The following is a 22,658-nucleotide window of genomic DNA, read 5'->3' as shown; positions in this document are numbered from 1 at the left end:
TGAATCAAGCAAGGGGGAGCTATGACACGCACGCCGAACAGACAGCTGGCCGCCCTGCTGGCCGAGGCCCGCTGGGGCAATGACCAGCTGGCCCGCGCGGTGAACCGGATCGGCCGCAGCGCCGGTCTGGAGCTGACATACGATCACTCTGCGGTCTCGCACTGGCTGAAAGGCGTCCGTCCCAAGCCGGCCGTCCGGCCGGTGGTGGCGGAGGCCTTCGCCCGGCGGCTCGGCCGCCCGGTCACCTCGCAGGAAGCGGGCTTCGGCCCGGCACCGGCCGGCAGCACGCCGGGGGGCGATCTGGCCGACCTGGTGCGCAGTGACATGGACCCGTCGCGCCGGAGCATGCTGACCGCCGGGCTCTACTCGGCCGCGATGCTGGTCCCCGGCTACACCGAACTGGCCCAGCGGCTGGACAACGCCAACCAGGAGGTGCGGGCGGGGCGCACCGTGCGGATCGGCGAGAGCGAGGTGGAGACGGTCCGGGCGATGACGGAGCGGATCGCGGCGATCCTCGACGAGTTGGGCGGCGGTCACGCCCGACCGATGAGCGCCGCGTTCCTGGCCAACACGGTGATGCCCTGGCTGCAGGCGGACGGCACGCCGAAGGTGAAGAAGTCGATGCTCGCCGCCGCCTCCGACCTGGTCTACCTGACCGGCTGGATGGCGATGTACGAACGTGCGCACGGTCTGGGCCAGCAGTACTTCACCGAGGCGCTGACCCTGGCGCAGGACGGCCAGGACCACGTCACCTACTGCCGCACCCTGCGCGGCATGGCGTTACAGGCGGCCAACCTGGGCTACGGAGCGCGCGCGCTGCAGTACGCGGATGCCGCCGCCGAGTGCGCACCGGCCGCCGGCCCCCGGCTGACCGCGTTCCTGCGCGGCCAGCAGGCGCACGGCGCCGCCATGGTGCGCGACCAGCGCCTGGCCTTCGCCCGGCTGGGCCAGACCGAGGAGGCGCTGTCCAAGGCCGACGGGCGCAACGACGCGGTCGGCGGCTACGACTGGTCGGCGTACCACTTCCACGTCAGCAGCGTGCTCTACGCGCTGGGCGACCTGCCGGGCTCGATCCAGGCGATGCGGCAGTCCAACCGGGTACGCCCGGCGAGCGAGCGCCAGGGCCGGCTGCACGCGAACGGGGTACTGGCGGCGCGTCAGTGGGAGTTGGGCCATGTCGAAGCAGGGTGCGTGACCTGGGACGAGTTCCTGGACGACTACACCACGCTGGCCACCGCGCGCGGTGACGAGCACTTCGACGTGCTGCGGCGCAGCGTCGCCGCCCACCCGGGCAGCCGCGCGGTGCGGCGGCTCGGGGAGCGGGTGCGGGTGGTGGCGGCGCAGAAGGCCGCGGTGTGACGGGGTGAGCGGCGGCGGCCGCCCGAGGGGGACGCGAGCGGAGGCGGGTTCCCCGAAGGCGGTCGGTCGCACCGGAACGGCGCGTCGACATACCGACCTGCCGACCTGCCGACCTGCCGACCTACCGACACGCCGTCGTACCGGGACGGTCCGAGCAAATACCCTCTGGGGGTATATCCTGAGCGCCGTAGCCGACCCACCCGTGCGGACCTCTCCCGGAGGAAGGCGGACCAGCTGCCATGGACGCGATCCGGCACGCCCTGTCCATCACCGGCGCGATGACCTGGCAGATCACCTGGGCCCTGATCCTGGGTTTCGCACTCTCCGCGGTGGTCCAGGCGGTGGTGCGCAGGTCCACCGTCGTTCGGCTGCTCGGCGACCACCGGCCACGCACCCTGGTCGTCGCCTCGGCGCTGGGTGCCGCCTCCTCGTCCTGCTCCTATGCGGCGGTGGCGCTGGCCCGGTCGCTGTTCCGCAGGGGTGCCGACTTCACCGCCGCGATGGCCTTCGAGATCGCGTCCACCAATCTGGTGATCGAACTCGGGGTGATCCTGGCGCTGCTGCTGGGCTGGCAGTTCACCGCGGCGGAGTTCGTCGGCGGTCCGATCATGATCGCGGCACTCGCCCTGCTCTTCCGGTTCTTCCTGCGCGACCGGCTGGTGCGGGCGGCCCGCGAGCAGGCGGACCGCGGGCTGACCGGGTCGATGGAGGGGCACGCCGCGATGGACATGTCGGCGCCGGGCCAGGGCTCCTTCGCCCGGCGCCTGTTCTCCCCCACCGGCTACACCGCCACCGCGCACGTCTTCGTGATGGAGTGGGCCGCCATCATCCGGGACCTGGTGGTCGGGCTGCTCATCGCGGGCGCCATCGCCGCCTGGGTGCCGGACAGCTTCTGGCACGGCTTCTTCTTCGCCGGGCACCCGCTGGCGAGCAAGATCTGGGGGCCGCTGATCGGGCCGCTGGTGGCGATGGTCTCCTTCGTCTGCTCGATCGGCAACGTGCCGCTGGCCGTGGTGCTGTGGCAGGGCGGGATCAGCTTCGGCGGCGTGATCGCGTTCATCTTCGCGGACCTGCTGATCCTGCCGATCCTGAACATCTACCGGAAGTACTACGGCACCCGGATGGCCGTCTTCCTGCTGGTGAGCAGCTACCTGGCGATGGTGGTGGCGGGCTACCTGGTGGAGCTGCTGTTCGGCGGGCTGGGGCTGATCCCGGACCAGCGGGACGCCAGGATCCCGATGGCCGGCATCAGTTGGGACTACACCAGTTGGCTGAACCTGGTCTTCCTGCTGCTGGCCGCCGCACTGCTGGTGCGGTTCCTGCGCACCGGTGGACCCGCGATGCTGCGGATGATGAGCGCGGCGCCGCAGGCCGGGCACGACGAGCAGCACGACCACACCGCCCGCCACGAAGGCCGACACCCCCGCGACCCCGGCGCCTGACACCGTCCTGGTCTACTCTCGCGCCATGACCCGCCAACTCCCGCCGCTCAGCGACGAAGAGCGCCGCGCCCGCCTGGCCCGACGACAGCTGCTGGCCCCCACCCGGCGGGCCGCCACCGTCGAGCAGGTGACCGATGCCGTGGTGGGCCTGCATGCCACTGACGCCGCCACCGTCTACCTCTCGGCCTGCGCCCGCCTCGCCGAGCCGTCCGCCGCCGCGGTCGACCGGGCGCTGTACGAGGAGGTGACGCTGGTGAAACTGCTCTCCATGCGGCGCACCATCTTCGCCGTCACCGAGGAGTTCGCCCGCTACGTCAGCTCCTCGACCGCGCGGGCCATCGCGGCCAAGGAGCGGGCCACCCTGGTGAAGCGCCTGCGCGAGGGCGCGCAGGGGTGGGACGAGGCGCGGCTGGCCGAGACCGAGCAGGCCGTGCTCGCCGCGCTGGCCGCCCGCGGCGAGGCCACCACGGCCGAAGTGGCCGCCGACGTCCCGGCGTTGCGCGAGACGATCCTGATGGCGCCGGGCAAACCGTACGAGGCGCGGCAGAGCGTGGGCAGCCGGCTGCTGCGGGTGCTGGCCTCGGACGGGCACGTCCGGCGCTGCCGGCCGCGCGGCTCCTGGGTGAGCAGCAGCTACCCGTGGGCGCTGGTCCCGCAGTGGCCCGACGTGCCGGTCCGGGAGGCCAAGGCCGAGGTGGTGCGCCGCTGGCTGGCCCGCTTCGGTCCGGCCACCGTGGAGGACGTCAAGTGGTGGACGGGCTGGACCCTGGGCGACACCCGTACGGCGCTGGCCGATGTCGGCGCGGTTCAGGTCCAACTGGCCGGCGGCCTGGGGCTGGTGCTGCCCGGCGACGAGGAACCGGACGCCGCGGCGGCCACCGGGCCGGACGCCGGGCCGGACGCCGGGCCGTGGGCCGCGCTGCTGCCGGCGCTGGACCCGACGGTGATGGGGTGGCGCGGCCGTGACTGGTACCTGGAGCCGGAGTTGGTGCCCGCGCTCTTCGACCGGTCCGGCAACGCGGGTCCGACCGTGTGGTGGAACGGCCGGGTGGTGGGCGGCTGGGCCCAGCGCGCGGACGGCGAGCTGGTCTGGCGGCTGCTCGCCCCACTCGGCCGGGCCGAAGCGAAGGAGGCCGAGCAGGCGATCACTACCGAGGCCGAACGGCTGGCCGACTGGCTCGGCGAGGTCCGCGTCACCCCGCGCTTCCGCACGCCGCTGGAAGGGGAGTTGACCGGTCCTGGCGGTGCGCGGAGCTGAGTCGTCATCACGAGCCGCTCAGTGAAGGGAAGGTGGGAGGTGGAGATAGGACTCGAACCTATGTACGCGGCATTGCGGGCCGCTGCCTCGCCACTCGGCCACTCCACCAGGCGACTTGCTGCTCGGCAACGATGGTTGCCGCCACCCGCGCCGCGCGCCAAATCGGCTCCGCGCCGCCTCACCCGCTCGGCGGTACCTCGTCCACCCCGTTCGCCCGGACGGCCCTCGGCCCGCCAGGCCCGGGCAGCACCGAGCCGTCACCCGGCCGCGTGGGCGGCGACAGCATCGGCGAACTCCCGGGCCGGCAGCGGCAGGGCCTCCCACTGGCGGACCGCCCAGCCGACCGGCAGGGGCGGCAGCGCGGGTATCGGGATCAGCCGCAGCGCCGGATGGCCCGGCGCCCGCCAACCGGGCAGTGCGGGAACAACCGCGTGACCGAGCCCGAGTTCGGCGAGCAGCACCGCCGTGTCCCAGTCGGCGACGCTGGTGGTGGCGCCCTGGGGATAACCGAGTTGGCCGTCCAACCGGGCCCGGGCGATAGAGTTCTCCGGCAGCCGGATCGGGCGGATCGTGGTCAGGTCGGCCGGCTCGATCAGCGTCCGCCCCGCCAACGGATCGTCGGCGTGCACCGCCAGCACCCAGGGCAGCTCGATCACCGGCCGCTGCTCGATCCCGCGCGCGGGCGCGCCGATGGTGACCCAGGCCAGGTCGGCCTCACCGGCCGCGAGCGCGTCGAAGCAGCTGCGACTGGACGTCTCGGTGCGGAACTCCAGGTTCACGTCCGGGTGTTCACGCCGGAAGTGGGCGACGGCGGCGGTCATGAAGTGGCGCATCGTGGTGGCCCCGGTGGTGATCCGCACCGTGCCCCGGTCACCGTTGCGCAGGTCGTGCAGCTGGCGCAGCGCCAGATCGAGCTGGCCCAACCCCTGGGCGGCCGCGCGGTGCAGGATCTGCCCGGCCTGGGTCGGCGCCACCCCGCGCGGGCGACGCTCCAGCAGGGCCAGCCCGAGCTCGGTCTCCAGCCGCCGCACGTGCTGGCTGATCGCCGACTGGGTGCGGGAGAGTTCACGGGCGACGGCGCTGAGGTTGCCGCTCTCGCAGGCGGCGACGAAGACGCGGAGGTCGTCGAGGGTCATGGGGCAGCACGCTAGCAAGCGGTGCCGCCGCAACGGGAGCGCGGCCGTGCTGCTGGATTTCGCCGCCTGCGCCGCAGACAGGGAACAGCGCCCACCGAGAACAGGGCGCACCGAGAACAGAAAGGGCAAGGAGAAAACCCTCTCCTTGCCACTATTAATATATAGCCTACCGGGGGGCTTGCGGCAAGGCCCCGGTTGTGCCGCAGAATCTCTGGCCGAAGCCGAAACCTGCGGACCTGGGAGGACGAAATGCTCGCGGTGCGGTTGCGGGAACTCGGCGCGCCTCAGGTGGTGGTACCTCGGCAGGCGGTGGACCAGACATACTGGGCCGACCGGGTGGCCGCCCTGACCCCCGAGACCCGCGCCCGGGCAAAGGCGGTGGCCACCACCATCCGCACCGACGGGGCGACGGTGGCCGCGCGCCTGCTGGCTCGACGCGGTCGGCCGACGGAGGCCGACCGAGGCCGCCGGCAGCCGCCTGAACCGCGCGCGAGCCAAGAGCCCGGCCCGGCAGAACATCCGGCGGCGTTCTGCGGCGGCAGAGCGACGTCGTACCGAATCTTTTCCGCCGCGCACCGCGGCCATTTCGCCACCACTCTCAATTGCCCGCTCAATTGAGCGCCCTGAGTCAATGGAGCCAGCCTTGATCCCCACGTCATCGTCCTCAGCCGAACTCAATTCAGCCGACACCTGGCGGACCGGAGAGCTGCGCGCGGAGAACGCGTACGTCGGCCGGCTGTACGCCCGCCTCGACGCCCAGCGCGAACTCGCGACGACTCGGCTGCGCGAGGTCCACCTCCAGGACAAGGGCGGAACGCTCCAGTCCCGCATGGAGCGCGACACGATGGAGAGCAACCACACCCGCCGGCTGGCGGAGCTGCACGCCGCCGAGTACGGCCTCTGCTTCGGCCGGATCGAAAGCGCCGACGGCGAACGGCAGTACATCGGCCGGCTCGCCCTGGCGGACGACGACCACGAGCCGCTCCTCACCGACTGGCGGGCGCCGGCCGCCGAGCCGTTCTACCGGGCGACGCCCGCCGCGCCCGGCGGCCTGGCGGGGCGACGGCACCTGCGGAGCAAGGGCCGGAGCATCGTCGACTTCGACGACGACGCCTTCGGCCTCAGTGCCCTGGAGGGCCGGGACAGCTCCGAGCTCAGCGGGGAGAGTGCCCTGCTCGCCTCGCTGACGGCGGCCCGGACCGGGCGGATGGGCGACATCGTCTCCACCATCCAGGCCGAGCAGGACCGGGTCATCCGCTCCGAACTCGGCGGCGTGCTGGTCGTCCAGGGCGGTCCGGGGACCGGAAAGACCGTGGTCGCCCTGCACCGCGCCGCGTACCTGCTCTACACCCACCGCGACCGGCTGGCCAAGCGCGGTGTGCTGGTCATCGGGCCGAACACGACGTTCCTGCGCTACGTCGACCAGGTGCTGCCCGCGCTCGGCGAGAGCGACGTCGTGCTGAGCAGCATCGGCGCGCTCTACCCGGGCGTGACGCCGACCGGCACGGAGTCGCCCGCGGCGGCCGCCGTCAAGGGCGACGCCCGGATGGTGCGGGTGCTGGCCACCGCGCTGGACGGCCTGCGGCAGCTGCCGCAGGAGTCATGGACCATCACCGTGGGCAGCAGGTCGGCCCACCAGGAGGAGCTCCAGATCAGCCGGGCCCTCTGCGAGCGGGCCCAGGCCGCCGCGCACCGGAGCGGCGAACCGCACAACGCGGCCCGACCCGACCTGGTCGAGCGGCTCTCGGCGGAGCTGGCCCTGCGGATCGCCAGGGACCGGGGCGCCAGGAACCAGGAAGCGAGCATGGACCTGGACGACGTGGCGAACCTCGCCGACGCCCTGGTCGACGAGCCCGAGTTCCGGACCCTGGTCGACAAGCTGTGGCCGCTGCTGAGCCCGGAGCAGCTGCTCACCGCCCTGTACGGCTCCCCGGAGCTGCTGGCGACGGCCATGCCCGACTTCTCCGAGGCCGAACGCGCCGCACTGCTGCGCGAACACCCGGACCTGGACCAGGAGGCCGCCGCCTGGACCACCGACGACGTCCCGCTGCTCGACGAAGCCGCCGAACTGCTCGGCCCGCTGCCCGGCGGCAGCACCTCCCATCGGGTCGATGTCGCGGCCGAGGCCGAGGAGTTGGAGTACGCGAAGCTCGTCCTCGAGGACTTCGGCGAGGGGCTGTACGAGATCGACGCGCAGATGCTGACCCGCCAGTACCGGGGCGAGAAGGCGTTCCGATCCCTGGCCGAGCGCGCGGCCGAGGACCGGACCTGGGCCTTCGGGCACGTGATCGTGGACGAGGCGCAGGAACTCTCCCCCATGGCCTGGCGACTGCTGACCCGCCGCTGCCCCGGCCGTTCCATGACGATCGTCGGCGACCTGGCGCAGACCGGAGCACCGGCCGGGCTGAGCTCCTGGGGCGAGGCGCTCGACGAGTACACGGCGGGACGCTGGCGCACGGTGGAACTCTCCATCAACTACCGGACCCCGGCCGAGATCATGCGGGTCACCGAGGGCGTGCTGCGGGCGGTCGACCCGGCGCTCGCCGCCCCCCGCGCGGTGCGCACCGGCGGGATCCGGCCCTGGAGCCTGCGGATCCCCGAAGCCGGGGACGGGCGAGGGCCGGCGCTGCGCAGCGCCGTCGAGCAGCAGATCGCGGCGCTGGACGGCGGCCGGCTGGCGATCATCCACGCTCCGGCGTTCCCGGCCGAACTGGTCGAAAGGCTCGCCGAGTTGGACGGCGTCCGGGTCAGCGACGGCCCGTCGGCGCTGGATTCGCCCGTCGTCCTGATGACGACCGCCCAGGCCAAGGGACTTGAGTTCGACGCGGTCCTGGTGCTGGAGCCCGCGGAGATCCTCGCGGCGCACAGCCACGGCGTGAACGACCTCTATGTCGCCCTCACGCGCGCGACGAAGAGCCTCGGGGTCATCCACAGCGGGGAGTTGCCGGACATGCTGGAGGGCCTGGACCCCCGCTGACTCCGGCGGGCGCTCGCCTCTCCCCCGCAACCGGCATTCCATCCAAGGGTTCTCCGGGATCAATGGAAGAAAACCCGAGGATTGACTTGGGTATCGCGGTGGAGAACGATCGTCAGCGACCGGGGCGGCGACCTGTCCGCCGGAGCTGGGGGGCACGTGGCGGCGATCCGGAGTCCGGACGACGACCACGGCGGACAGGCGCCGACCCGGTAACCGGCGTGAGGAGGAGCCACGATGGGACAGGCCGAGGACGCGGTGGCGCTGCTGCGCTCACTGGGCGCGGCGGAACTCGACCACCCGGGCGGCACGCTGCTCGCCCACCTGGAGCGGGTGCGCCTGCTGCTGGCCTCCTGGGGCGCCCGCCCCGACCTGCAACTGGCCGGCCTGTGCCACGCCTGCTACGGGACGGACGGCTTCGCCACCGCCCTGCTCCCGCTGAGCGCGCGGCCCCGGCTGGCACAGGTCGTCGGCACGGCGGCCGAGCAGCTCGTGTACGAGTACGCCAGCTGCGAGCGATCTCTGACGTATCGTCAACTCACGCTTGCCGACGGCACCTTCCGGGACCGCTTCACCGGCACCGACCTCCTCCCGGACCGGCGGCAGCGCCAGGACTTCGCCGAGCTGACCGTCGCCAACGAGCTGGACGTGCTGCGGCACAGCGACGAACTGCGCGAACGCTGGGGAGCGTCGCTGGGCCGGCTCTTCACCGGCTTCGGGCCGCTGTTGAGCGAGCCGGCCCGGGCGGCGGTCCGCCAGACACTGGGCGGCCCCTGACACGATCCGGTCAGGCCTTCTCGAGCTCCACGACGGTCGCGATCCGGGCGAACCGGCCGGCCAGCGCGTACTCGGTGCGGGCGATGATCTCGTCGGTGCCCAGGGTGGCCGGGTCGGCGAGGATCTCGGCCAGGCTGCGCCCGGCGGGGGCGTCGCGGTGCTCGATCGGGTGGGTGGCGGTGGCGTCGGTGACGAAGACCATCCGGTAGCCGAGGTCGGAGCCGATCCGGGTGGTGGTCTCGCAGCACTGCTCGGTGCGGATACCGCAGACCACAAGCTCCGCCACCCCGTGCCCGGTGAGCAGTTGCTGCAGGTTGGTGGTGGTGAACGCGTTGTGCGAGGTCTTGGTCACAATGGGCTCGCCGGCGCGCGGTTCCAGGCCCTCGATCAGCTGCACGTGCCCGAGGGCCGGGTCGAAGACGGTGCCGCTGCCCGGCTCGCTGTGCAGCACCCAGACCACCAGGTCGCCCTTGGCCCGGGCGACGTCGACCAGGCGGTTCACCTGCTCGACGATCGCGGGGTTCGAGACGGCGGGCCAGTCGGCACGGCGGCGGAAGGACTCCTGGGCGTCGATGACGATCAGTGCGGTGCGTGAGGTTGCGGTGTTCATGGGCACCATCGTTGCGGTTCCACGAGGCCGGACGAAGGCCTGATCAGGCCCGGAAGCGGAACGATCCGGTCAGCGAGCACGGGTGTGGGAGCAGGTACTTGGGAGCAGGTACGGCCACGGCGCTCGCTCAGCGCGGGTCGGGCCGGTCCACGTTCCAGTGCCGGACCACCTGACATATCCAGCGGTCCTCGTCCGCCGCGACGGCCGCGATCAGCGAGAACCGGCTGATGGTGCGCTGGCCGCCTTCCGAATCCCCGTAGAGCAGGTCGATGTTGACCCGCTCCCGGCTCTTGGTCGGGCCGGCCAGCGCCTGGTACTCCGGGTCCAGCGGGTCGCGGATCGCGGCGTGCCAGAAGCTGGTGTCGCCGGGCGCGATGTAGAGGTCGCGGGACTGGCGGCGGAAGTCGGCCGGGTCCGGGTGCTCGGCCTTCAGGTAGGCGTCCGGCGGGGCGAACCGCCAGCCGTGGATCACGCCGAGCCCCGGGCCGACGTTGCGGATCGAGGCGGCCAGGTAGAGGTTGCCGTCCTCGAGCCGCAGGTAGCCGGCGCTGCCGGGCAGGTGCGCCCAGTGCCCGTCCTGCCAGATCAGCTTCTGCTTCGGCGCCTCCAGGCGGGAGCCGATCAGCAGCGGTCGCAACGAGGCCAGCACGGCGCGCTCGGCCGACCGCGCGGCCCGGTCCGCCGAGCGGATCGAGGCGAAGGAGGCAGCGGCCAGCACCAGGGTGCCCCCGGCGGTGGCCAGCGCGGAGACGGTCTCCCAGTCGGTCACCGGGCGCCGCCCGTCGTCCACCGCGTCCGCCTCCGGCGTGCCGCACCGAGGCCTGATGGCCCGACAGCTGATGACCCGACAGCCGAGGGCCCAAGGTCTGATGATCTGACCGCTAGCACCGAAAACATGACGGGCAGCCTAGGGCACCGCGCCTTCACCGCGGTCGGCGGTCCGCAGACCGGGACCCCGCACACCACCCGCACCCCGCGATTCCACCCGCGCCGGACAGTTGCACCGTGTACGCGCCGTCCGCCACACTCAACGACTGTGTTACGACTGAGTTATGACGATGTGAAGGCCGCCGCCGAGCGGATCGACGGCGTGACCCGGCCGGTGCCGGTCATCGCGGTGGAACCGGGCTCGGTCGCCTCCGCCGAGGTCTACCTCGCACTGGACTTCATGCAGCACAGCGGCTCCTTCAAGGACCGCGGCGCCGCCAACTTCGCCGCCGGGCACCTGGCCGACGGGGCCATGCCGGCGGCGGGCGTGGTGATCGCCTCCGGCGGCAACGCCGGGCTGGCCTGCGCCTGGGCGGCCGCCCGGCACGGGGTGCCGGCCACCGTCTTCGTGCCGCGCACCGCGCCCGCTGTGAAGGTGGCCCGGCTGCGCCAGTGGGGCGCCGAGGTGCGGCAGGTCGGCACCGAGTACGCCCAGGCCCAGGAGGCCGCCCGGCTGTTCAGCGCGGAGACCGGCGCGCTGGCCTCGCACGCCTACGACGACCCGTACGTGGTGGCCGGAGCCGGCACCCTGCTGCCGGAGATCCGCGCCGCCGTGCCGGGCCTGGACACCGTGATCCTCGCGGTCGGCGGCGGCGGGCTCTTCGCGGGCACCGCCATCGCGGCCGAGTCGCACGGCCTGCGGGTGGTCGCCGTCGAGCCGGAGCGCTGCCGCGCCCTGAACGCCGCGATCGAGGCGGGCGAGGTGGTCGACGTCGAGGTGGACTCGGTCGCCGCCGACTCCCTGGGCGCCCGGCGCGCCTCACCCACCGCGCTGTACTGGGCCCGGAGGGCGGACACCGTCTCCGTGCTGGTCAGCGAGGAGCAGATCCTGCTGGCCCGCCGGCAGCTCTGGGACCAGCGCCGCCTGGTCGTCGAGCACGCCGCCGCCACCGCCCTGGCGGCACTGACCAGCGGCGCCTACCGCCCGACCCCCGGGGAGCGGATCGCGGTGGTGCTCTGCGGGGCGAACACCGACCCGGCCACCCTGGGGTGAGCCTGCCCTGGAGCGGTCCGGTGTCCCGGCCCACTGTCCGAGCCGCCCTCTAGGGTCGGAGGATGAACGATCATCCGGTGGCCCCGCCCGCCTCCCCCGCACCGACCATCGTCGTCACCGAAGCTCTGCCGGCGGACGACCTGGCGCTGATCTCCGACGCGCTGGACACGTTCAACATCGAGGCGAGCGGCGTTGCCGACCGCCATCCGCTGGCCGTCCTGGTCAAGGACCCGCAGACCGGGGCGGTGCTCGGCGGACTGACCGGGCGGACCTCACTGGGCCTGCTCTTCGTCGACCTGTTCCACCTGCCGACCGAGCTGCGCGGACAGGGCCTCGGGAGCGAGGTGCTGCGGCTGGCGGAGGAGGAGGGCCGGCGGCGCGGGTGCCGCAGCGCGGTGCTCTACACCATCAGCTTCCAGGCGCCGGAGTTCTACCAGCGGCACGGCTGGGAGGTGTTCGGCGAGATACCCTGCGACCCGCCCGGGACGAGCCGGATCTTCCTGCGCAAGGAGCTGCGCCGGCCTCGTACCGGCCACGCATCCCCAGTCGACCGGAGTCACCATGCCATTACCGGAAACCGTCCGCCTGCTGCCGCTGACTGACCCCCTCGGCGGCTTCACCGAACTGATCGGCGACGCACGGGTGGTGGCCATCGGGGAGAACAACCACCACATCGCCGAGTTCACCGCCCTGCGCGACCGGATGCTGCGACTGCTGGTCACCGAAATGGACTTCGGCATCATCGCCGTCGAATCGGGATTCGCCGAGGGGCACCTCGTCGACGACTGGATTCACGGCGGTCCCGGCGACGTCCAGGCGGTGGGACGGGACGGATTCACCTTCCGCTTCGGCGAATCCGAGGAGATGCACGAGCTGCTCCGCTGGCTGCGCGCCCATAACGCGGCCGGTGGCCGGGTGCGGTTCGCCGGTCTGGACATCCCGGGCTCGGGCGGTTCGGGACTCCCCGCGTTGCGCCGGGTACGCGAGTACCTCAGGACGTACCACCCGAACCAACTGCCCTTCGTGGACACGGCGATCGAGGCGACCGCGCCCTATCGATCCGCGAACAACGGTGTGGCCCCGACCCGTTATGCCGCGCTGAGCACCGAGACCCGAGACGCCGCCAGCACCGCGCTGACCAGACTGCTGCTGCGCCTGGACGCCCTGCGGCCGGGCCCGCACTCCGACTCCCACTCCGACCACCTGGTCGCCAGGCACCACGCGTTGGGTGCGCTGCGGCTGGACGAGCAGCTGCGCGAGCTGCTCGAACTCCGCGCACCGGAACGGCCCGAGCTGCTGCCGTCCTCCCGGGACGTGTACCAGGCGGAGACCGTGCACCTGCTGCGCGAACTCCACGGAACGGACCAGCGGATCGTCCTGCTACTGCACAACGCGCACGCCCAGCGGGTGCCGATGCAGCTGATCCCCGGGGTGCTGATCCCTTCCGCGGGCAGCTATCTCGCCGCCGCCCTCGGTACCGGCTACCTCGCCGTCGGCATCACCGCGCTCGCCGGCCGCACCACCGATGTGCGGATGGACGAAGCGGCGCCGCAGGGCTTCGAGGTGGTGTCCCGGCCGCTCCCGCCGCCCGTCCCGAACAGCGTGGAAGCGGCCGTCGAGGAGAGCGTGCCGGGCGGCGGGCCCGTGCTGCTGGACCTGCGGCCCGCGCGGGGCACCGCCGGCCCGTCGGCCGTCCGGCACGCGTACACGCATGTCCCGGTGGAGGTGCCGGCCGCCTTCGACCTGCTGGCCTGCCTGCCGACCATGAGCCCCAGCTCCTCCGTGCTGCCCGCGCCCCCGGCACCAGCGACGCGCGGCTGACCCGCAGTTGCCGACCGGGCGCAACCGGGACGGCACGGCACAGCACAGCACAGCACAGCACAGCACAGCCGCCGGTAAAAGCGACCCGAGCACCGAAACGGTCCGCCACCGAAACCGGTGGATCGTTATGAAATTTCAACGTTAGCGCACGCGTTCGCACGGTGCGCATTTCATTCGAATGCATGTGCGCGACACCACTGAAAGGGAATCTCATTACTTAACCAGCAGTCACAGGAGCAACGGTGGCCCCAGCCGCCCCAACAGGCGGGCCCCAGTTCACCAGGCGTCACAAAAACCCCGCGCGATGGGTGTTTCAAAACAGCTATTCACGTCAACATATGTGTTCTGTCGCGTCGTCATCCCACACCCCTGAAAGGACGACACCCGTGGCAACACAGCAGTCCGCCCCGCCAACCACCGCCGCCGAGATCGCCGACCCGGCGCCGCTCGGCCTGGCCGGCTTCGCCATGACCACCTTCGTGCTCAGCTGCTTCAACGCCAACCTGCTGGACGCGAAGCTCAGCGCGGTGGTGCTTCCGCTCGCCCTCGCCTACGGCGGCCTGGCGCAGCTGTTGGCCGGGATGTGGGAGTTCCGCAAGGGCAACACCTTCGGTGCCACCGCGTTCAGTTCCTTCGGCGCCTTCTGGCTCGCCTACTACTTCCTGGTCAAGGACGCCGTGCCGGCCCTGGCCACCGACCCGGACCTGCACAAGGCGCTGGGCCTCTTCCTGCTCGCCTGGGCCATCTTCACCGCCTACATGACGGTGGCGGCAGTCCGGGTGAGCGGGGCGGTGCTCGCCGTCTTCGTCATGCTGACCATCACCTTCGCGGTCCTCTCGGCGGGCGCCTTCGGCCCGAGCGACACCGCGACCAAGGTCGGCGGCTGGCTGGGCCTGATCACCGCGGCGGTGGCCTGGTACGCCTCGTTCGCCGGCGTCACCGCCTACACCTTCAAGCGGCAGATCCTGCCCACCTGGCCGGCCCACTGACCACTCCCGCCCCGGCACCGCGTGGGCCTGTCGGATCAGCCGATCCGACAGGCCCACGCGCGTCCGCGCCCGCCAAGTGGACCTCGGCCCTCACAAGTCCGGCTTCCCACCCACGAGTTCACGGAACCCGACCAAGGAACATCACGGTCGCACATCGGGCGGACGATTATTTCTTGACCATCAGTTGACCAAGGCTATACGTTCTCCCCCGAGCAATAGCACTGAGGTTCGGGAGCAAGAGCGGTGAACTGGTACCTGGCAGTACTCAAGAACTACGTCGGCTTCAGCGGCCGGGCCCGCCGCCGGGAATACTGGATGTTCACGCTCGTCGGCGTCATCATCTCGTTCGTTCTGCAGATCGTCGACAGCGCGGCCGGCACCAACGATGTCCTCGGCGCGATCTACACGCTCGCGGTACTGCTCCCGAGCCTCGCGGTGCTGTTCCGGCGACTGCACGACACCGGCCGTTCCGGCTGGTGGGCGCTCTTCTTCCTGATACCGATCGTCGGTTGGATCGTCCTGATCGTCTTCACGGCCACCGACAGCCAGCCGGGCACGAACAAGTACGGGCCGAATCCGAAGCTCGCCCCCGCCATGGTCTGACCCGGCCGACCCGGTCACAGGATTATCGGAAAGCGAAGAACGGAAAAGGGCCGGGCACACCGCCGAGCGGTGTGCCCGGCCCTTTTCGCGCTCGCCGACCGCAACGGAATTCCCCTCATTCCACCCGCTCGTGGCAGCAGTAGGGCTTGGTCAGAGAATTCCCAGCAGCCGCCCCAGCGTCCCGCCGAGCACCCGATCGCGCACCTCACCCGGCCGGGTCACCCGTTCGACGGCGGCGCGGGCGAGCACCGGGTCGCCGTAGGGCGCGTCCGAGCCGAACAGGGTGCGCTCGGGGATCTCCTGGATCGCCATCCGGACGGCAAAGATGATGTTGGCGGTGGACAGCTCCAGGTACATGCTCGGCGTATCCCGCACCAGCTCGATGGCGTCCATCCAGTTCAGCCCGCCCAGTTGGCTGACCACCAGCGGAACCGCCGGGTAGCGCGCCGCGAGCTGGGACAGGGTGCGCAGGTCGGCGGCGGTGGTGGGGGCGAAGCCGTGCACCACCACCGGCAGCCCGCCGTGGTCCTGGGCCGCCCGGAGCACGGGCTCGAGCCGGGCGGCCTGCCCCGGGGGCGGCGTGAGCTCCCCGATGCCGCGCAGCCCGCGCCCGACCACCTCACGGTCGATCAGCGCGGCCGTGTCCGCCGCGGGCAGATCGAGCGGCACGCTGCCGAAGCCGATGAACCGGTCCGGGTGCGCGGCCAGCGCCTCGTGCAACTCCTGCCAGGCGGCGCGGTAGCCGTCCACACTTGCGGCGCGGCCGGCCAGCGCGGTGTCGAGGGCACTCATCTCGCGGCGCAGCGAGGCGAGATCGACCGCCCGTTCCGGGTGCGGACGGGTGGCGAAGAGCACCGCGCGGTCCACCCCCGCAGCGTCCAGGTCGGCGAGATGGCGGCCCACCGGGTCGTGGACATGGCTGTGGGCGTCGATGATCACAGGGTTCCTCCGGGAGCGAAGCGGGTCGCCGGAATGCGGCGGGCGGGACCCACTGTTGCTCCTTGACACCATTGGAAGGTCAAGTGACAAGGAAGGAGCCGGGCGGTGCTCATCGGAGAACTGGCCGAGCGAACCGGGACCAGCGAACGCCTGCTGCGCTACTACGAGCGGGCGGGCCTGCTGCAGCCCGGACGCCGCCCCAACGGGTACCGCACGTACGACGAGGCCGCGCCCGCGACGGTCCTGCGGATCCGCGCCCTGCTCGCGGCGGGCCTGCCGACCCGGGTCATCGGCCAGGTACTCCCCTGCACGGCCGCACCCGGCACAACCACGCAGGCCACCGTGCTGCCGTGCCCCGGCGTACTGGACGCGCTGCGCGCCCAGCTGCACGCCCTCGACCAGCGCGCGGCCGAGCTCGCCACCGCCCGCGACGTCCTGCGGCAGACCATCGACCGCACCCAGGCCACCAGCACCGGGCAGGCCGAGCAGCGCGGCTGACCGGCCTTCGGGTGCGGCCGATGGCGGTGCAGGGGCGGGGCGACGCCGAGAGTCAGGATCGTTCTTGCCCACGGTAGTTCCGCCGGAACAACTCCGAAGGTTGTCCAGTGGATTCGCTACCGAAGGCAGGGTGACGTGCCGATGCTTGTTGATAGGACGGCAACGCAGGGAGTCCGACTCAGCGCCTTGAGCGACTCCCGCACCCGATCGAGCATGGGAGCAGCTGATATGACGGATAATCAGACGAATGTGGAGAGCCCCCTCAAGGGCGGCCACTCCCTCTTCGATCGAGGGATGCCCGAGTGTCGCTGCCCCGCCGACTGCGGCGGCCGCCCCGAAGCCGCACAGCGCCTCACCCTGGCGTATCCCGCCGTGCGGCCGGTCGGCACGCATCCGCCCGAGCTGAGGTACGAACCGCGCCGCCGGGGCGAGTTGGTCTATGACGCGCTCAACCAGCGGCTGGGGGTGTTCATGGACCAGGTGGGCCGCATCGTCTACCTGCGACCCGAGCGCGGCGGACCCGAGTGGGAGGCCGATCCGGAGTGGCTGGAGAAGCCGCCGCCGGCGCGACAGGCGGCGGGGCAGCCGGGCGGCGGCGACCCGAACGGCTGCGGAGCGCCCCTGAGCACCTGAGCCCGACCTCCTGGCCCCCGACCTCTCGCCCCCTGATCCCCCCTGATCCCCTGACCTCCCCGCCAACCTGCCAACCTGCCAACCTGCCCCCTGAGCACCTGTTCGACCGATGCTCATTCGACTGTCGAGCATGTGCCCGCAAGCTCGGTGAACCGATCGGACTGACGGTCCATCAGCTACGGGGAAAGCAGGAGTGCGCACATGACAGCCGAGGAGCTCCCGGTCTTCCCGTTCGGCCTGCCGAACGAACTGGAGCATCACCAGAAGTACGAAGACCTGCGCAGCCACTGCCCGGTACCGAAGGTGCGGCTGGCCCGAGGCGGTGGCGAGGCCCTCCTGGTCACCCGGCACCACGACGCCCGCCGGATCTTCAGTGACCCGGTCTTCAGCCGCCAGGCGATCCTCGACCCCGACGTGCCGTCCCTGCTCGCCGGGTCGAAGATCCCCGACCTGCTGCAGAACGTGGACCCGCCGGTGCACACGCGGCTGCGCAAGCTGGTGGTGGCCGCGTTCACCACCGGCGCGGTCTCCCGGCTGCGGCCGCGGATCCAGGCGATCGCCGACGAGCTGATCGACGAGATGCTCGCCGAGGGCGCACCGGCGGACTTCATCTCCCGGTTCGGCACCCCTTACCCCGCCCGGGTGATCTGCATGCTGCTCGGCGTTCCGCGCGAGGCGGTCGATCAGGTGGTCGAGTGGATGTTCCACATCCTGTCGCTCGACGAGACCAACGAGGCGGTCACCGCCAAGGCCTTCGAGGACCTGGCCGCCTACTGCGCGGGCCTGATCACCGAGCGGCGCCGACAGCCCGAGGACGACCTGATCACCCGGCTGATCCACGCCCGGGACGACCAGGACCGGCTCTCCGAGGACGAACTGCTGCGGCTGGTCTGGCTGCTGCTCGGCGCCGGCTTCGAGACGACCGCCAACATGATCGCCAACTGCCTGGTCACCTTCGGCCACTTCCCCGACCAGTGGCAGCTGCTGCTGGAGCGCCCCGATCTGATCCCCGGCGCGATCGACGAGATCCTGCGCTACGTGCCGATCGCCCACGCCGGCTTCGAGCGGATGGCCACCGCCGACACCGAGCTGAGCGGCGTCCCGGTACCGGCCGGCTCCGTGGTGCTACCGGTCCTCGGCTCGATCAACTTCGACTCCGTCGTCTGCCAGGACCCGACCCGCTTCGACGTCACCCGCGCCCACACCCCGCACCTCGGCTTCGGCTTCGGCCCGCACCGCTGCGTCGGCTCCCCGCTGGCCCTGCTGGAACTGGAGATCGGCCTGGCCACCCTGCTCCGCCGACTTCCCGGGCTGCGCATCGCGGTGCCGGACACGGAGTTGGAGTGGAAGCAGGGCGTGGCGGTCCGCGCGATGGTCAGGCTGCCGATCATCTGGTGACGGGCAGAATGCCGGTCACCAGATGACGGCCGGTCGGCGGACACGGTCAGTCGACCGGCCCGGTCAGTCGGTGGACACGGTCAGTCGGCGGGACCGACGTCCGGGCCGAGCCGCTGCTGTGCGACCCACTGCGGCAGCGCCTCGGTGACCGCCCGCCAGCGCGCCGGGATGCCCTCGGTGCCGACGTTCGCCGCCACGATGCCGCCGACGATCGCGCAGGTGGTGTCGATGTCGCCGCCCTGGCCCGCCGTCGTCCAGAGCGCCCACTGATAGTCGTTCAAGTGCTTCGCCGCGCACCACAGGGCGAACGGGACGGTGTCGAAGGCACTGACGTAGCGGCCGTTGCCGAGCACCTGGGCGACGTGGTCGGCCTGCTGGCCGAGCAGTTGGCGGGCCTCGGCGATGCCCTCGCGCACCTTGCCGGTCGGGGTCGACTCCAGAACCGCGGCGAGCAGATCGGCGTCGGTGAGCCACTCGGTGCGGGCCCGCACCGCCCAGGCGGCGGCCACCGCGACCGCGACGGCACCGGCGACGCCCTCCGGGTGGGTGTGTGTCACCTCGGCGGAGCGGGCCGCCTGCCGAGCGGCTTCGGCCGGGTCGGCGGCGAACCAGGCGCCGAGCGGAGCCACCCGCATCGCGGCGCCGTTGCCCCAGGAGCCCTGGCCGCCGAAGACGCCGGCCGCCAACTCGCGGTGGCTGCCGCCCTCGCGGATCAGGCGCAGCAGGCGGTTGGTCGAGGCGCCGTAGCCACGGTCGAAGTCGTGGTGGTGGGCGAAGGCTTGGGCCAGTTCGGCGGAGTCGATGGTGCCGCGGTCACGCAGGGCGGCGAAGACGGAGCAGGCCATCTCGGTGTCATCGGTCCAGGGCCAGGGCGCCGGCGGCAGTTGCCGGGCGCGCAGGGCCGGGAGGTTGGCCGGGAGGAAGAACTGGGCGCCGAATGCGTCGCCGGTGGTCAGGCCGCGCAGCGAATCGCGGGCGGCGGTGCGGTGGTTGACGGGTGAAGGAGTGGACGGGGTCATTGCGGCCCATCCTGCCAGCCACGGCGGGCGGGACTCCAGGGATTAACAGCGGAGTGCCGCTGGAACAGCCACCGGCCGGCGCAGGCCCCCGGGTCGGGGGACCGGCGCCGGCCGGTGATCTCGGTTTGACGCTGCGTCAGCCGGTGAAGGCAGCCAGGCCGTTCGGCGTGCCGAGGCCGGTCGGGCCGTCGTAGCCCGGGCCCGCCGTGCAGAGGTAGGACGGGGTGCAGCTGGCGGTGGAGCCGCTGGTCACGTCGTTCAGCGCGGAGGGGTGGGCGTAGGCGTCGGCCGCCGGGATGGCCGCGCTCGGGGCGCCGGCGTCGGCATAGACCCCGGCGATCAGCGGGGAGGCGACGCTGGTGCCACCGTAGACCGACCAGCCGGAGGCGCCGTAGGTCTGGTAGACCGCGACACCGGTGGCCGGGTCGGCGACCGCGGAGACGTCGGCGACGGTGCGGTTGCCGCAGCCGGTGTCCTTCTGCCAGGTGGGCTTGGCGTCGTAGACCGAGCAGCCGGAGCCGGCGCCCTCGGTGCTGGAGGTGGACCAGACCGACTCGGTCCAGCCGCGCGCGTTGGAGGCCTTGCTCAGCGAGGTGCCGCCGACCGCCGTGACGTACCGGGACGCCGCCGGGTACTCGACGCCGTAGCCGCCGTCACCGGAGGAGGCGGTGATCGCCACACCCGGGTGGTCGTAGTACTTGGTGTCGTAGGTCGGGTCGGACGAGGACTCGCTGCCGCCGTAGCTGTTGGAGACGAACTTGGCGCCCAGCTTGACCGCTTCGTTGACCGAGGTGCCGAGGTTGGCGGTGCTCGCCGTCTTCGCCTCGACCAGGATGATGTGCGCGTTCGGGGCGATCGCCGAGACCATGTCGAGGTCCAGCGAGATCTCGCCCGACCAGTCGGCGTTGTTGGCCGGCAGGCTGGTGGTGCCGGTCTGGCCGACCTGCTTGAAGCAGCCGCTGGCGACGGTGCAGGCCGGCAGGCCGTACTGCGCGCGGTAGACGGCCAGGTCCGACGCGGCGTTGGGGTCGTTGTAGGCGTCCACGATCGCCACGGTCTGGCCGGCGCCGCCGTTCGCGGGGAGGTTGTAGGCACTCCGCAGGTCGCTCGGGCCGTAGCCGGAGGGCGTCGCGTTGGGCGTCACGCCGAGCGGGCTGATGTGCTGGGCAACGCTGGTGACCTTGAGCGCGTTGCAGGCCATGGTGTCGCCCTTGGCGAGGGTCGCGCAGGAGCGTATCCAGGACGTCCCGCCCTTGCTGTGCACGGTGGCCGCCGTGGTGCTGGCGCCGGCCGGGGCAGCGGTGGCGAGCGCGGAGAGGGCAAGTGCGGCGGTGCCGGTGAGTGCGAGAGCGATCCGGCGGGCCCGGGCGGTGGGGGTGGCGCCGGGGGCCATGGTGAAGTTGAGCAAGGAACTGCCTCCTGTGGCGGATGTACCGGGGGCATGCGGGACACGTGGGGGTGCCCGTGCGGGCGTCCGGGTGGGAACTGGAGCCGCCCGATCGCTCGTTCGGTTGAACGAGTGGCACGACGCTAACCGGTCATGATCTGGTCAACAAGAGTTGAGCCAAGATTCAATCTTCGTGTTACCTGGGAGCAACAGGAGGTGACTGGACGTCACCTGACAGGTGGCCCGAAGAGTTCGTACCAAGGCGCAGGTGAGCGGCACATGTGACCGAGTACGATCGCCGCGCACAGCAATCCCGATCGCTCACGGGCCTTCCACAGCTGGCTGTTTACGGCCGTCCGTGGCCACTCGTGATCGTCCATCAGCCACCACCGGAGACTCGTTTGGCCCGCAAGCCCCGTCCCATCGACCCGACCGAGGGGCCGCTGCAAGCGTTCGCCCATGACCTGCGGGCGGTGCGTGAGCAGGCCGGCAACCCCACCTACCGGGCCCTGGCCACGCTGGCCGGGTTCAGCGCCAGCACGCTGAGCGACGCGGCGGGCGGGGTGCGGCAGCCGAGCCTTGAGGTGACGCTCGCTTATGTGGGGGCGTGCGGTGGCGACGTCGAGGTGTGGGAGCGGCGTTGGGAGGAGCTGAGCCGCGAGTTGGCGGAGCAGGCTTCGGAGGCTGGGACGGAGTCGGAGCCCGGGACGGAGCCTGCGGCTGAGGCAGAACCTGAGCTCGAGTCGGAGTCCGGGGCGGAGCCTGCGGCTGAGGCGGAGCCTGCGGCCGAGTCGGCGGCAACGTCGGCAACGTCGGAGCAGGCGGCGAGCGCGCCCGAGGAACCCTCACCCGCCCCGCCCGGCGCACCCGCCGCGCTCCCCCGGCTCTGGTACCAGTCGTACCGCAACCGTCCGGGACGCCGGCTCCTGCTCGCCGCAGCCGCCGTGGCCACCGCCTGCACGCTGTTCGCCTTCCTGCTGCCCGGTCGACCCCACCCGCACAGCGCGCCGGTGGTCGCCGAATCGGACTGCGTACCCCCTGCCGACGCGTCCACCGCACCCTCGCCGGCCACCCCGGCGCCGGTGCAGTTCACCGCAAGGACGTACGGCGCCGGCGCCCACGTCCGGTCCGGAGCCAGCTTCAACGCCACCACCCTCTGGACCGCCCCGGCCAACTGCGTCCTGGATCTGACCGGCTTCTGCCTCGGCGACGTGGTCTACGACCTCCGCGGCGGCGAGCCGGACATACGCTGGTTCGAACTGGCCGGCGGCGGGCTGGTGGCCTCGGCGGTCGTCCACGGAAACCCGCCGGGCGCGATGCAACCCAGCCCCTGTCCGGACGACGCCCCGATGCCGACCTCGGTCTCCCTGACGGTGGCGCGGCCGGCAGCCGACGGCTCGGTGGAACTGAAGGCGAGCGGCACCCAGTTGGCCATCGTCGGCTACGCCGCCTACTACGGCGATGCACCGAGCGGTGCTGCCGGCCCCGGTGCACCCAGCGCCGCCGTAGCCGCCCCCGCCGCCTGGCACCAGATCCAGCTGACCGCCCAGCAGCAGCAGGACTTCGACTACGTCTGGCGCCTCGGCCCGCTGCAGAACGCGACCACCGCGATCCCCGTGGTGGCCGTCGCCTGCCTGGGCGGAGACCGCGCGACCACCGTTGCCGACGCCCAGTTGCTCTCCCTCGACGGCACCGCGGCCGCGCCCGCCCGGCTCAGCCCGGCCGACCTGGCCACCGCCGAGCAGGCCGCCTGCCGCTACCCGAGCCCCGCCGCCGGCTGACCGGCAGGACCGACCGGCAGGACTACCCGGCAGCCCGCTGCGGCACGAGCGGA

20 protein-coding genes, 1 tRNA gene and 1 pseudogene are annotated in these 22,658 nt (G+C 72.0%); 15 read left to right on the top strand and 7 right to left on the bottom strand.

Going from position 1 to position 22,658, the window contains the following annotated elements:
* The first annotated feature begins 21 nt into the window (after nucleotides 1-21).
* From OG403_RS29440 to OG403_RS29430, 3 genes are all read left to right on the top strand, one after another.
* Entirely contained in the window at nucleotides 22-1,359 is a 1,338-nt protein-coding gene (locus OG403_RS29440) for a hypothetical protein (protein ID WP_329569701.1), read from the top strand.
* Between the two features lie 239 nt (nucleotides 1,360-1,598).
* The gene (locus OG403_RS29435) at nucleotides 1,599-2,801 is read left to right on the top strand and encodes a permease (protein ID WP_329569699.1); all 1,203 of its coding nucleotides are present in this window, start codon (nucleotides 1,599-1,601) and stop codon (nucleotides 2,799-2,801) included.
* Between the two features lie 25 nt (nucleotides 2,802-2,826).
* On the top strand, nucleotides 2,827-4,059 hold the full coding sequence (locus OG403_RS29430) for a winged helix DNA-binding domain-containing protein (protein ID WP_329569698.1): 1,233 nt from the start codon (nucleotides 2,827-2,829) through the stop codon (nucleotides 4,057-4,059).
* Between the two features lie 37 nt (nucleotides 4,060-4,096).
* On the opposite strand, the gene OG403_RS29425 is transcribed toward OG403_RS29430, so the two are convergent.
* Both OG403_RS29425 and OG403_RS29420 read right to left on the bottom strand, forming a co-directional pair.
* Nucleotides 4,097-4,167, bottom strand: a tRNA-Cys gene (locus tag OG403_RS29425).
* Nucleotides 4,168-4,316: 149 nt separating this feature from the next.
* Nucleotides 4,317-5,195 carry a LysR family transcriptional regulator gene (locus OG403_RS29420; protein WP_329569697.1) on the bottom strand — a complete coding sequence of 293 codons (879 nt, stop codon included), beginning with the start codon at nucleotides 5,193-5,195 and terminating at the stop codon, nucleotides 4,317-4,319.
* Nucleotides 5,196-5,471: 276 nt separating this feature from the next.
* Between OG403_RS29420 and OG403_RS29415 the strand changes: the two are divergent.
* The 3 genes and pseudogenes from OG403_RS29415 to OG403_RS29405 all read left to right on the top strand — a co-directional run.
* Nucleotides 5,472-5,649, top strand: a pseudogene (locus OG403_RS29415) (glycosyltransferase); the annotation flags it as partial.
* Between the two features lie 189 nt (nucleotides 5,650-5,838).
* Entirely contained in the window at nucleotides 5,839-8,172 is a 2,334-nt protein-coding gene (locus tag OG403_RS29410; protein WP_329569696.1) for a HelD family protein, read from the top strand.
* A 234-nt stretch (nucleotides 8,173-8,406) separates the two neighbouring features.
* A complete protein-coding gene (locus OG403_RS29405; protein WP_329569694.1) occupies nucleotides 8,407-8,946 on the top strand; it encodes a DUF6817 domain-containing protein in 540 nt (179 codons plus the stop codon).
* Nucleotides 8,947-8,956: 10 nt separating this feature from the next.
* Here OG403_RS29405 and OG403_RS29400 read toward each other — a convergent pair whose 3' ends face one another.
* Together OG403_RS29400 and OG403_RS29395 are read right to left on the bottom strand one after the other, a co-directional pair.
* A complete protein-coding gene (locus OG403_RS29400; protein WP_329569693.1) occupies nucleotides 8,957-9,556 on the bottom strand; it encodes a cysteine hydrolase family protein in 600 nt (199 codons plus the stop codon).
* 127 nt (nucleotides 9,557-9,683) lie between these two features.
* Nucleotides 9,684-10,346, bottom strand: a complete 663-nt coding sequence (locus OG403_RS29395) for a hypothetical protein (protein WP_329569690.1) — start codon at nucleotides 10,344-10,346, stop codon at nucleotides 9,684-9,686.
* 246 nt (nucleotides 10,347-10,592) lie between these two features.
* Between OG403_RS29395 and OG403_RS29390 the strand changes: the two genes are divergently transcribed.
* The 5 genes from OG403_RS29390 to OG403_RS29370 all read left to right on the top strand — a co-directional run bounded on the left by OG403_RS29390 (nucleotide 10,593) and on the right by OG403_RS29370 (nucleotide 14,950).
* A complete protein-coding gene (locus tag OG403_RS29390) occupies nucleotides 10,593-11,537 on the top strand; it encodes a serine/threonine dehydratase (RefSeq protein WP_329569688.1) in 945 nt (314 codons plus the stop codon).
* A 62-nt stretch (nucleotides 11,538-11,599) separates the two neighbouring features.
* Complete coding sequence (locus OG403_RS29385) at nucleotides 11,600-12,139, top strand: GNAT family N-acetyltransferase (protein WP_329569687.1); 540 nt, start codon at nucleotides 11,600-11,602, stop codon at nucleotides 12,137-12,139.
* The gene (locus tag OG403_RS29380; RefSeq protein WP_329569685.1) at nucleotides 12,099-13,358 is read left to right on the top strand and encodes an erythromycin esterase family protein; all 1,260 of its coding nucleotides are present in this window, start codon (nucleotides 12,099-12,101) and stop codon (nucleotides 13,356-13,358) included. Before OG403_RS29385 ends, OG403_RS29380 begins: the two co-directional genes overlap by 41 nt.
* 386 nt (nucleotides 13,359-13,744) lie before the next feature.
* On the top strand, nucleotides 13,745-14,347 hold the full coding sequence (locus OG403_RS29375) for an acetate uptake transporter (RefSeq protein ID WP_329569683.1): 603 nt from the start codon (nucleotides 13,745-13,747) through the stop codon (nucleotides 14,345-14,347).
* A gap of 243 nt (nucleotides 14,348-14,590) precedes the next feature.
* A complete protein-coding gene (locus OG403_RS29370) occupies nucleotides 14,591-14,950 on the top strand; it encodes a DUF805 domain-containing protein (protein ID WP_329569681.1) in 360 nt (119 codons plus the stop codon).
* 150 nt (nucleotides 14,951-15,100) lie between these two features.
* On the opposite strand, the gene OG403_RS29365 is transcribed toward OG403_RS29370, so the two are convergent.
* Nucleotides 15,101-15,889, bottom strand: coding sequence for an amidohydrolase family protein (locus OG403_RS29365; protein ID WP_329569679.1), 789 nt, complete (start codon nucleotides 15,887-15,889; stop codon nucleotides 15,101-15,103).
* 105 nt (nucleotides 15,890-15,994) lie between these two features.
* On the opposite strand from OG403_RS29365, the gene OG403_RS29360 reads away from it, so the two are divergent.
* From OG403_RS29360 to OG403_RS29350, 3 genes are all read left to right on the top strand, one after another.
* Nucleotides 15,995-16,387, top strand: coding sequence for a MerR family transcriptional regulator (locus OG403_RS29360; RefSeq protein WP_329569677.1), 393 nt, complete (start codon nucleotides 15,995-15,997; stop codon nucleotides 16,385-16,387).
* Nucleotides 16,388-16,681: 294 nt separating this feature from the next.
* Complete coding sequence (locus OG403_RS29355; protein WP_329569675.1) at nucleotides 16,682-17,020, top strand: hypothetical protein; 339 nt, start codon at nucleotides 16,682-16,684, stop codon at nucleotides 17,018-17,020.
* A 201-nt stretch (nucleotides 17,021-17,221) separates the two neighbouring features.
* Nucleotides 17,222-18,418, top strand: a complete 1,197-nt coding sequence (locus tag OG403_RS29350) for a cytochrome P450 (protein WP_329569674.1) — start codon at nucleotides 17,222-17,224, stop codon at nucleotides 18,416-18,418.
* An 80-nt stretch (nucleotides 18,419-18,498) separates the two neighbouring features.
* Here OG403_RS29350 and OG403_RS29345 read toward each other — a convergent pair whose 3' ends face one another.
* Together OG403_RS29345 and OG403_RS29340 are read right to left on the bottom strand one after the other, a co-directional pair.
* On the bottom strand, nucleotides 18,499-19,437 hold the full coding sequence (locus OG403_RS29345; RefSeq protein ID WP_329569673.1) for an ADP-ribosylglycohydrolase family protein: 939 nt from the start codon (nucleotides 19,435-19,437) through the stop codon (nucleotides 18,499-18,501).
* A gap of 136 nt (nucleotides 19,438-19,573) precedes the next feature.
* Nucleotides 19,574-20,830, bottom strand: coding sequence for a S53 family peptidase (locus OG403_RS29340; protein WP_329572636.1), 1,257 nt, complete (start codon nucleotides 20,828-20,830; stop codon nucleotides 19,574-19,576).
* Between the two features lie 395 nt (nucleotides 20,831-21,225).
* On the opposite strand from OG403_RS29340, the gene OG403_RS29335 reads away from it, so the two are divergent.
* On the top strand, nucleotides 21,226-22,605 hold the full coding sequence (locus OG403_RS29335; RefSeq protein WP_329569671.1) for a helix-turn-helix domain-containing protein: 1,380 nt from the start codon (nucleotides 21,226-21,228) through the stop codon (nucleotides 22,603-22,605).
* Nucleotides 22,606-22,658: the final 53 nt, after the last annotated feature.

The organism is Kitasatospora sp. NBC_01266 (assembly GCF_036242395.1).
In the GTDB taxonomy this organism is placed as follows: domain Bacteria; phylum Actinomycetota; class Actinomycetes; order Streptomycetales; family Streptomycetaceae; genus Kitasatospora.
This window is presented reverse-complemented; position numbering and strand designations above follow the sequence as displayed.

What these genes read in the sequence shown, in the direction of transcription:
- OG403_RS29440 (WP_329569701.1), top strand. Translation starts at nt 22, where the DNA reads ATGACACGCACGCCGAACAGACAGCTGGCCGCCCTGCTGGCCGAGGCC.
- OG403_RS29435 (WP_329569699.1), top strand. Translation starts at nt 1,599, where the DNA reads ATGGACGCGATCCGGCACGCCCTGTCCATCACCGGCGCGATGACCTGG.
- OG403_RS29430 (WP_329569698.1), top strand. Translation starts at nt 2,827, where the DNA reads ATGACCCGCCAACTCCCGCCGCTCAGCGACGAAGAGCGCCGCGCCCGC.
- OG403_RS29420 (WP_329569697.1), bottom strand. Translation starts at nt 5,195, where the DNA reads ATGACCCTCGACGACCTCCGCGTCTTCGTCGCCGCCTGCGAGAGCGGC.
- OG403_RS29405 (WP_329569694.1), top strand. Translation starts at nt 8,407, where the DNA reads ATGGGACAGGCCGAGGACGCGGTGGCGCTGCTGCGCTCACTGGGCGCG.
- OG403_RS29400 (WP_329569693.1), bottom strand. Translation starts at nt 9,556, where the DNA reads ATGAACACCGCAACCTCACGCACCGCACTGATCGTCATCGACGCCCAG.
- OG403_RS29385 (WP_329569687.1), top strand. Translation starts at nt 11,600, where the DNA reads ATGAACGATCATCCGGTGGCCCCGCCCGCCTCCCCCGCACCGACCATC.
- OG403_RS29380 (WP_329569685.1), top strand. Translation starts at nt 12,099, where the DNA reads ATGCCATTACCGGAAACCGTCCGCCTGCTGCCGCTGACTGACCCCCTC.
- OG403_RS29355 (WP_329569675.1), top strand. Translation starts at nt 16,682, where the DNA reads ATGCCCGAGTGTCGCTGCCCCGCCGACTGCGGCGGCCGCCCCGAAGCC.
- OG403_RS29350 (WP_329569674.1), top strand. Translation starts at nt 17,222, where the DNA reads ATGACAGCCGAGGAGCTCCCGGTCTTCCCGTTCGGCCTGCCGAACGAA.
- OG403_RS29345 (WP_329569673.1), bottom strand. Translation starts at nt 19,437, where the DNA reads ATGACCCCGTCCACTCCTTCACCCGTCAACCACCGCACCGCCGCCCGC.
- OG403_RS29340 (WP_329572636.1), bottom strand. Translation starts at nt 20,830, where the DNA reads ATGGCCCCCGGCGCCACCCCCACCGCCCGGGCCCGCCGGATCGCTCTC.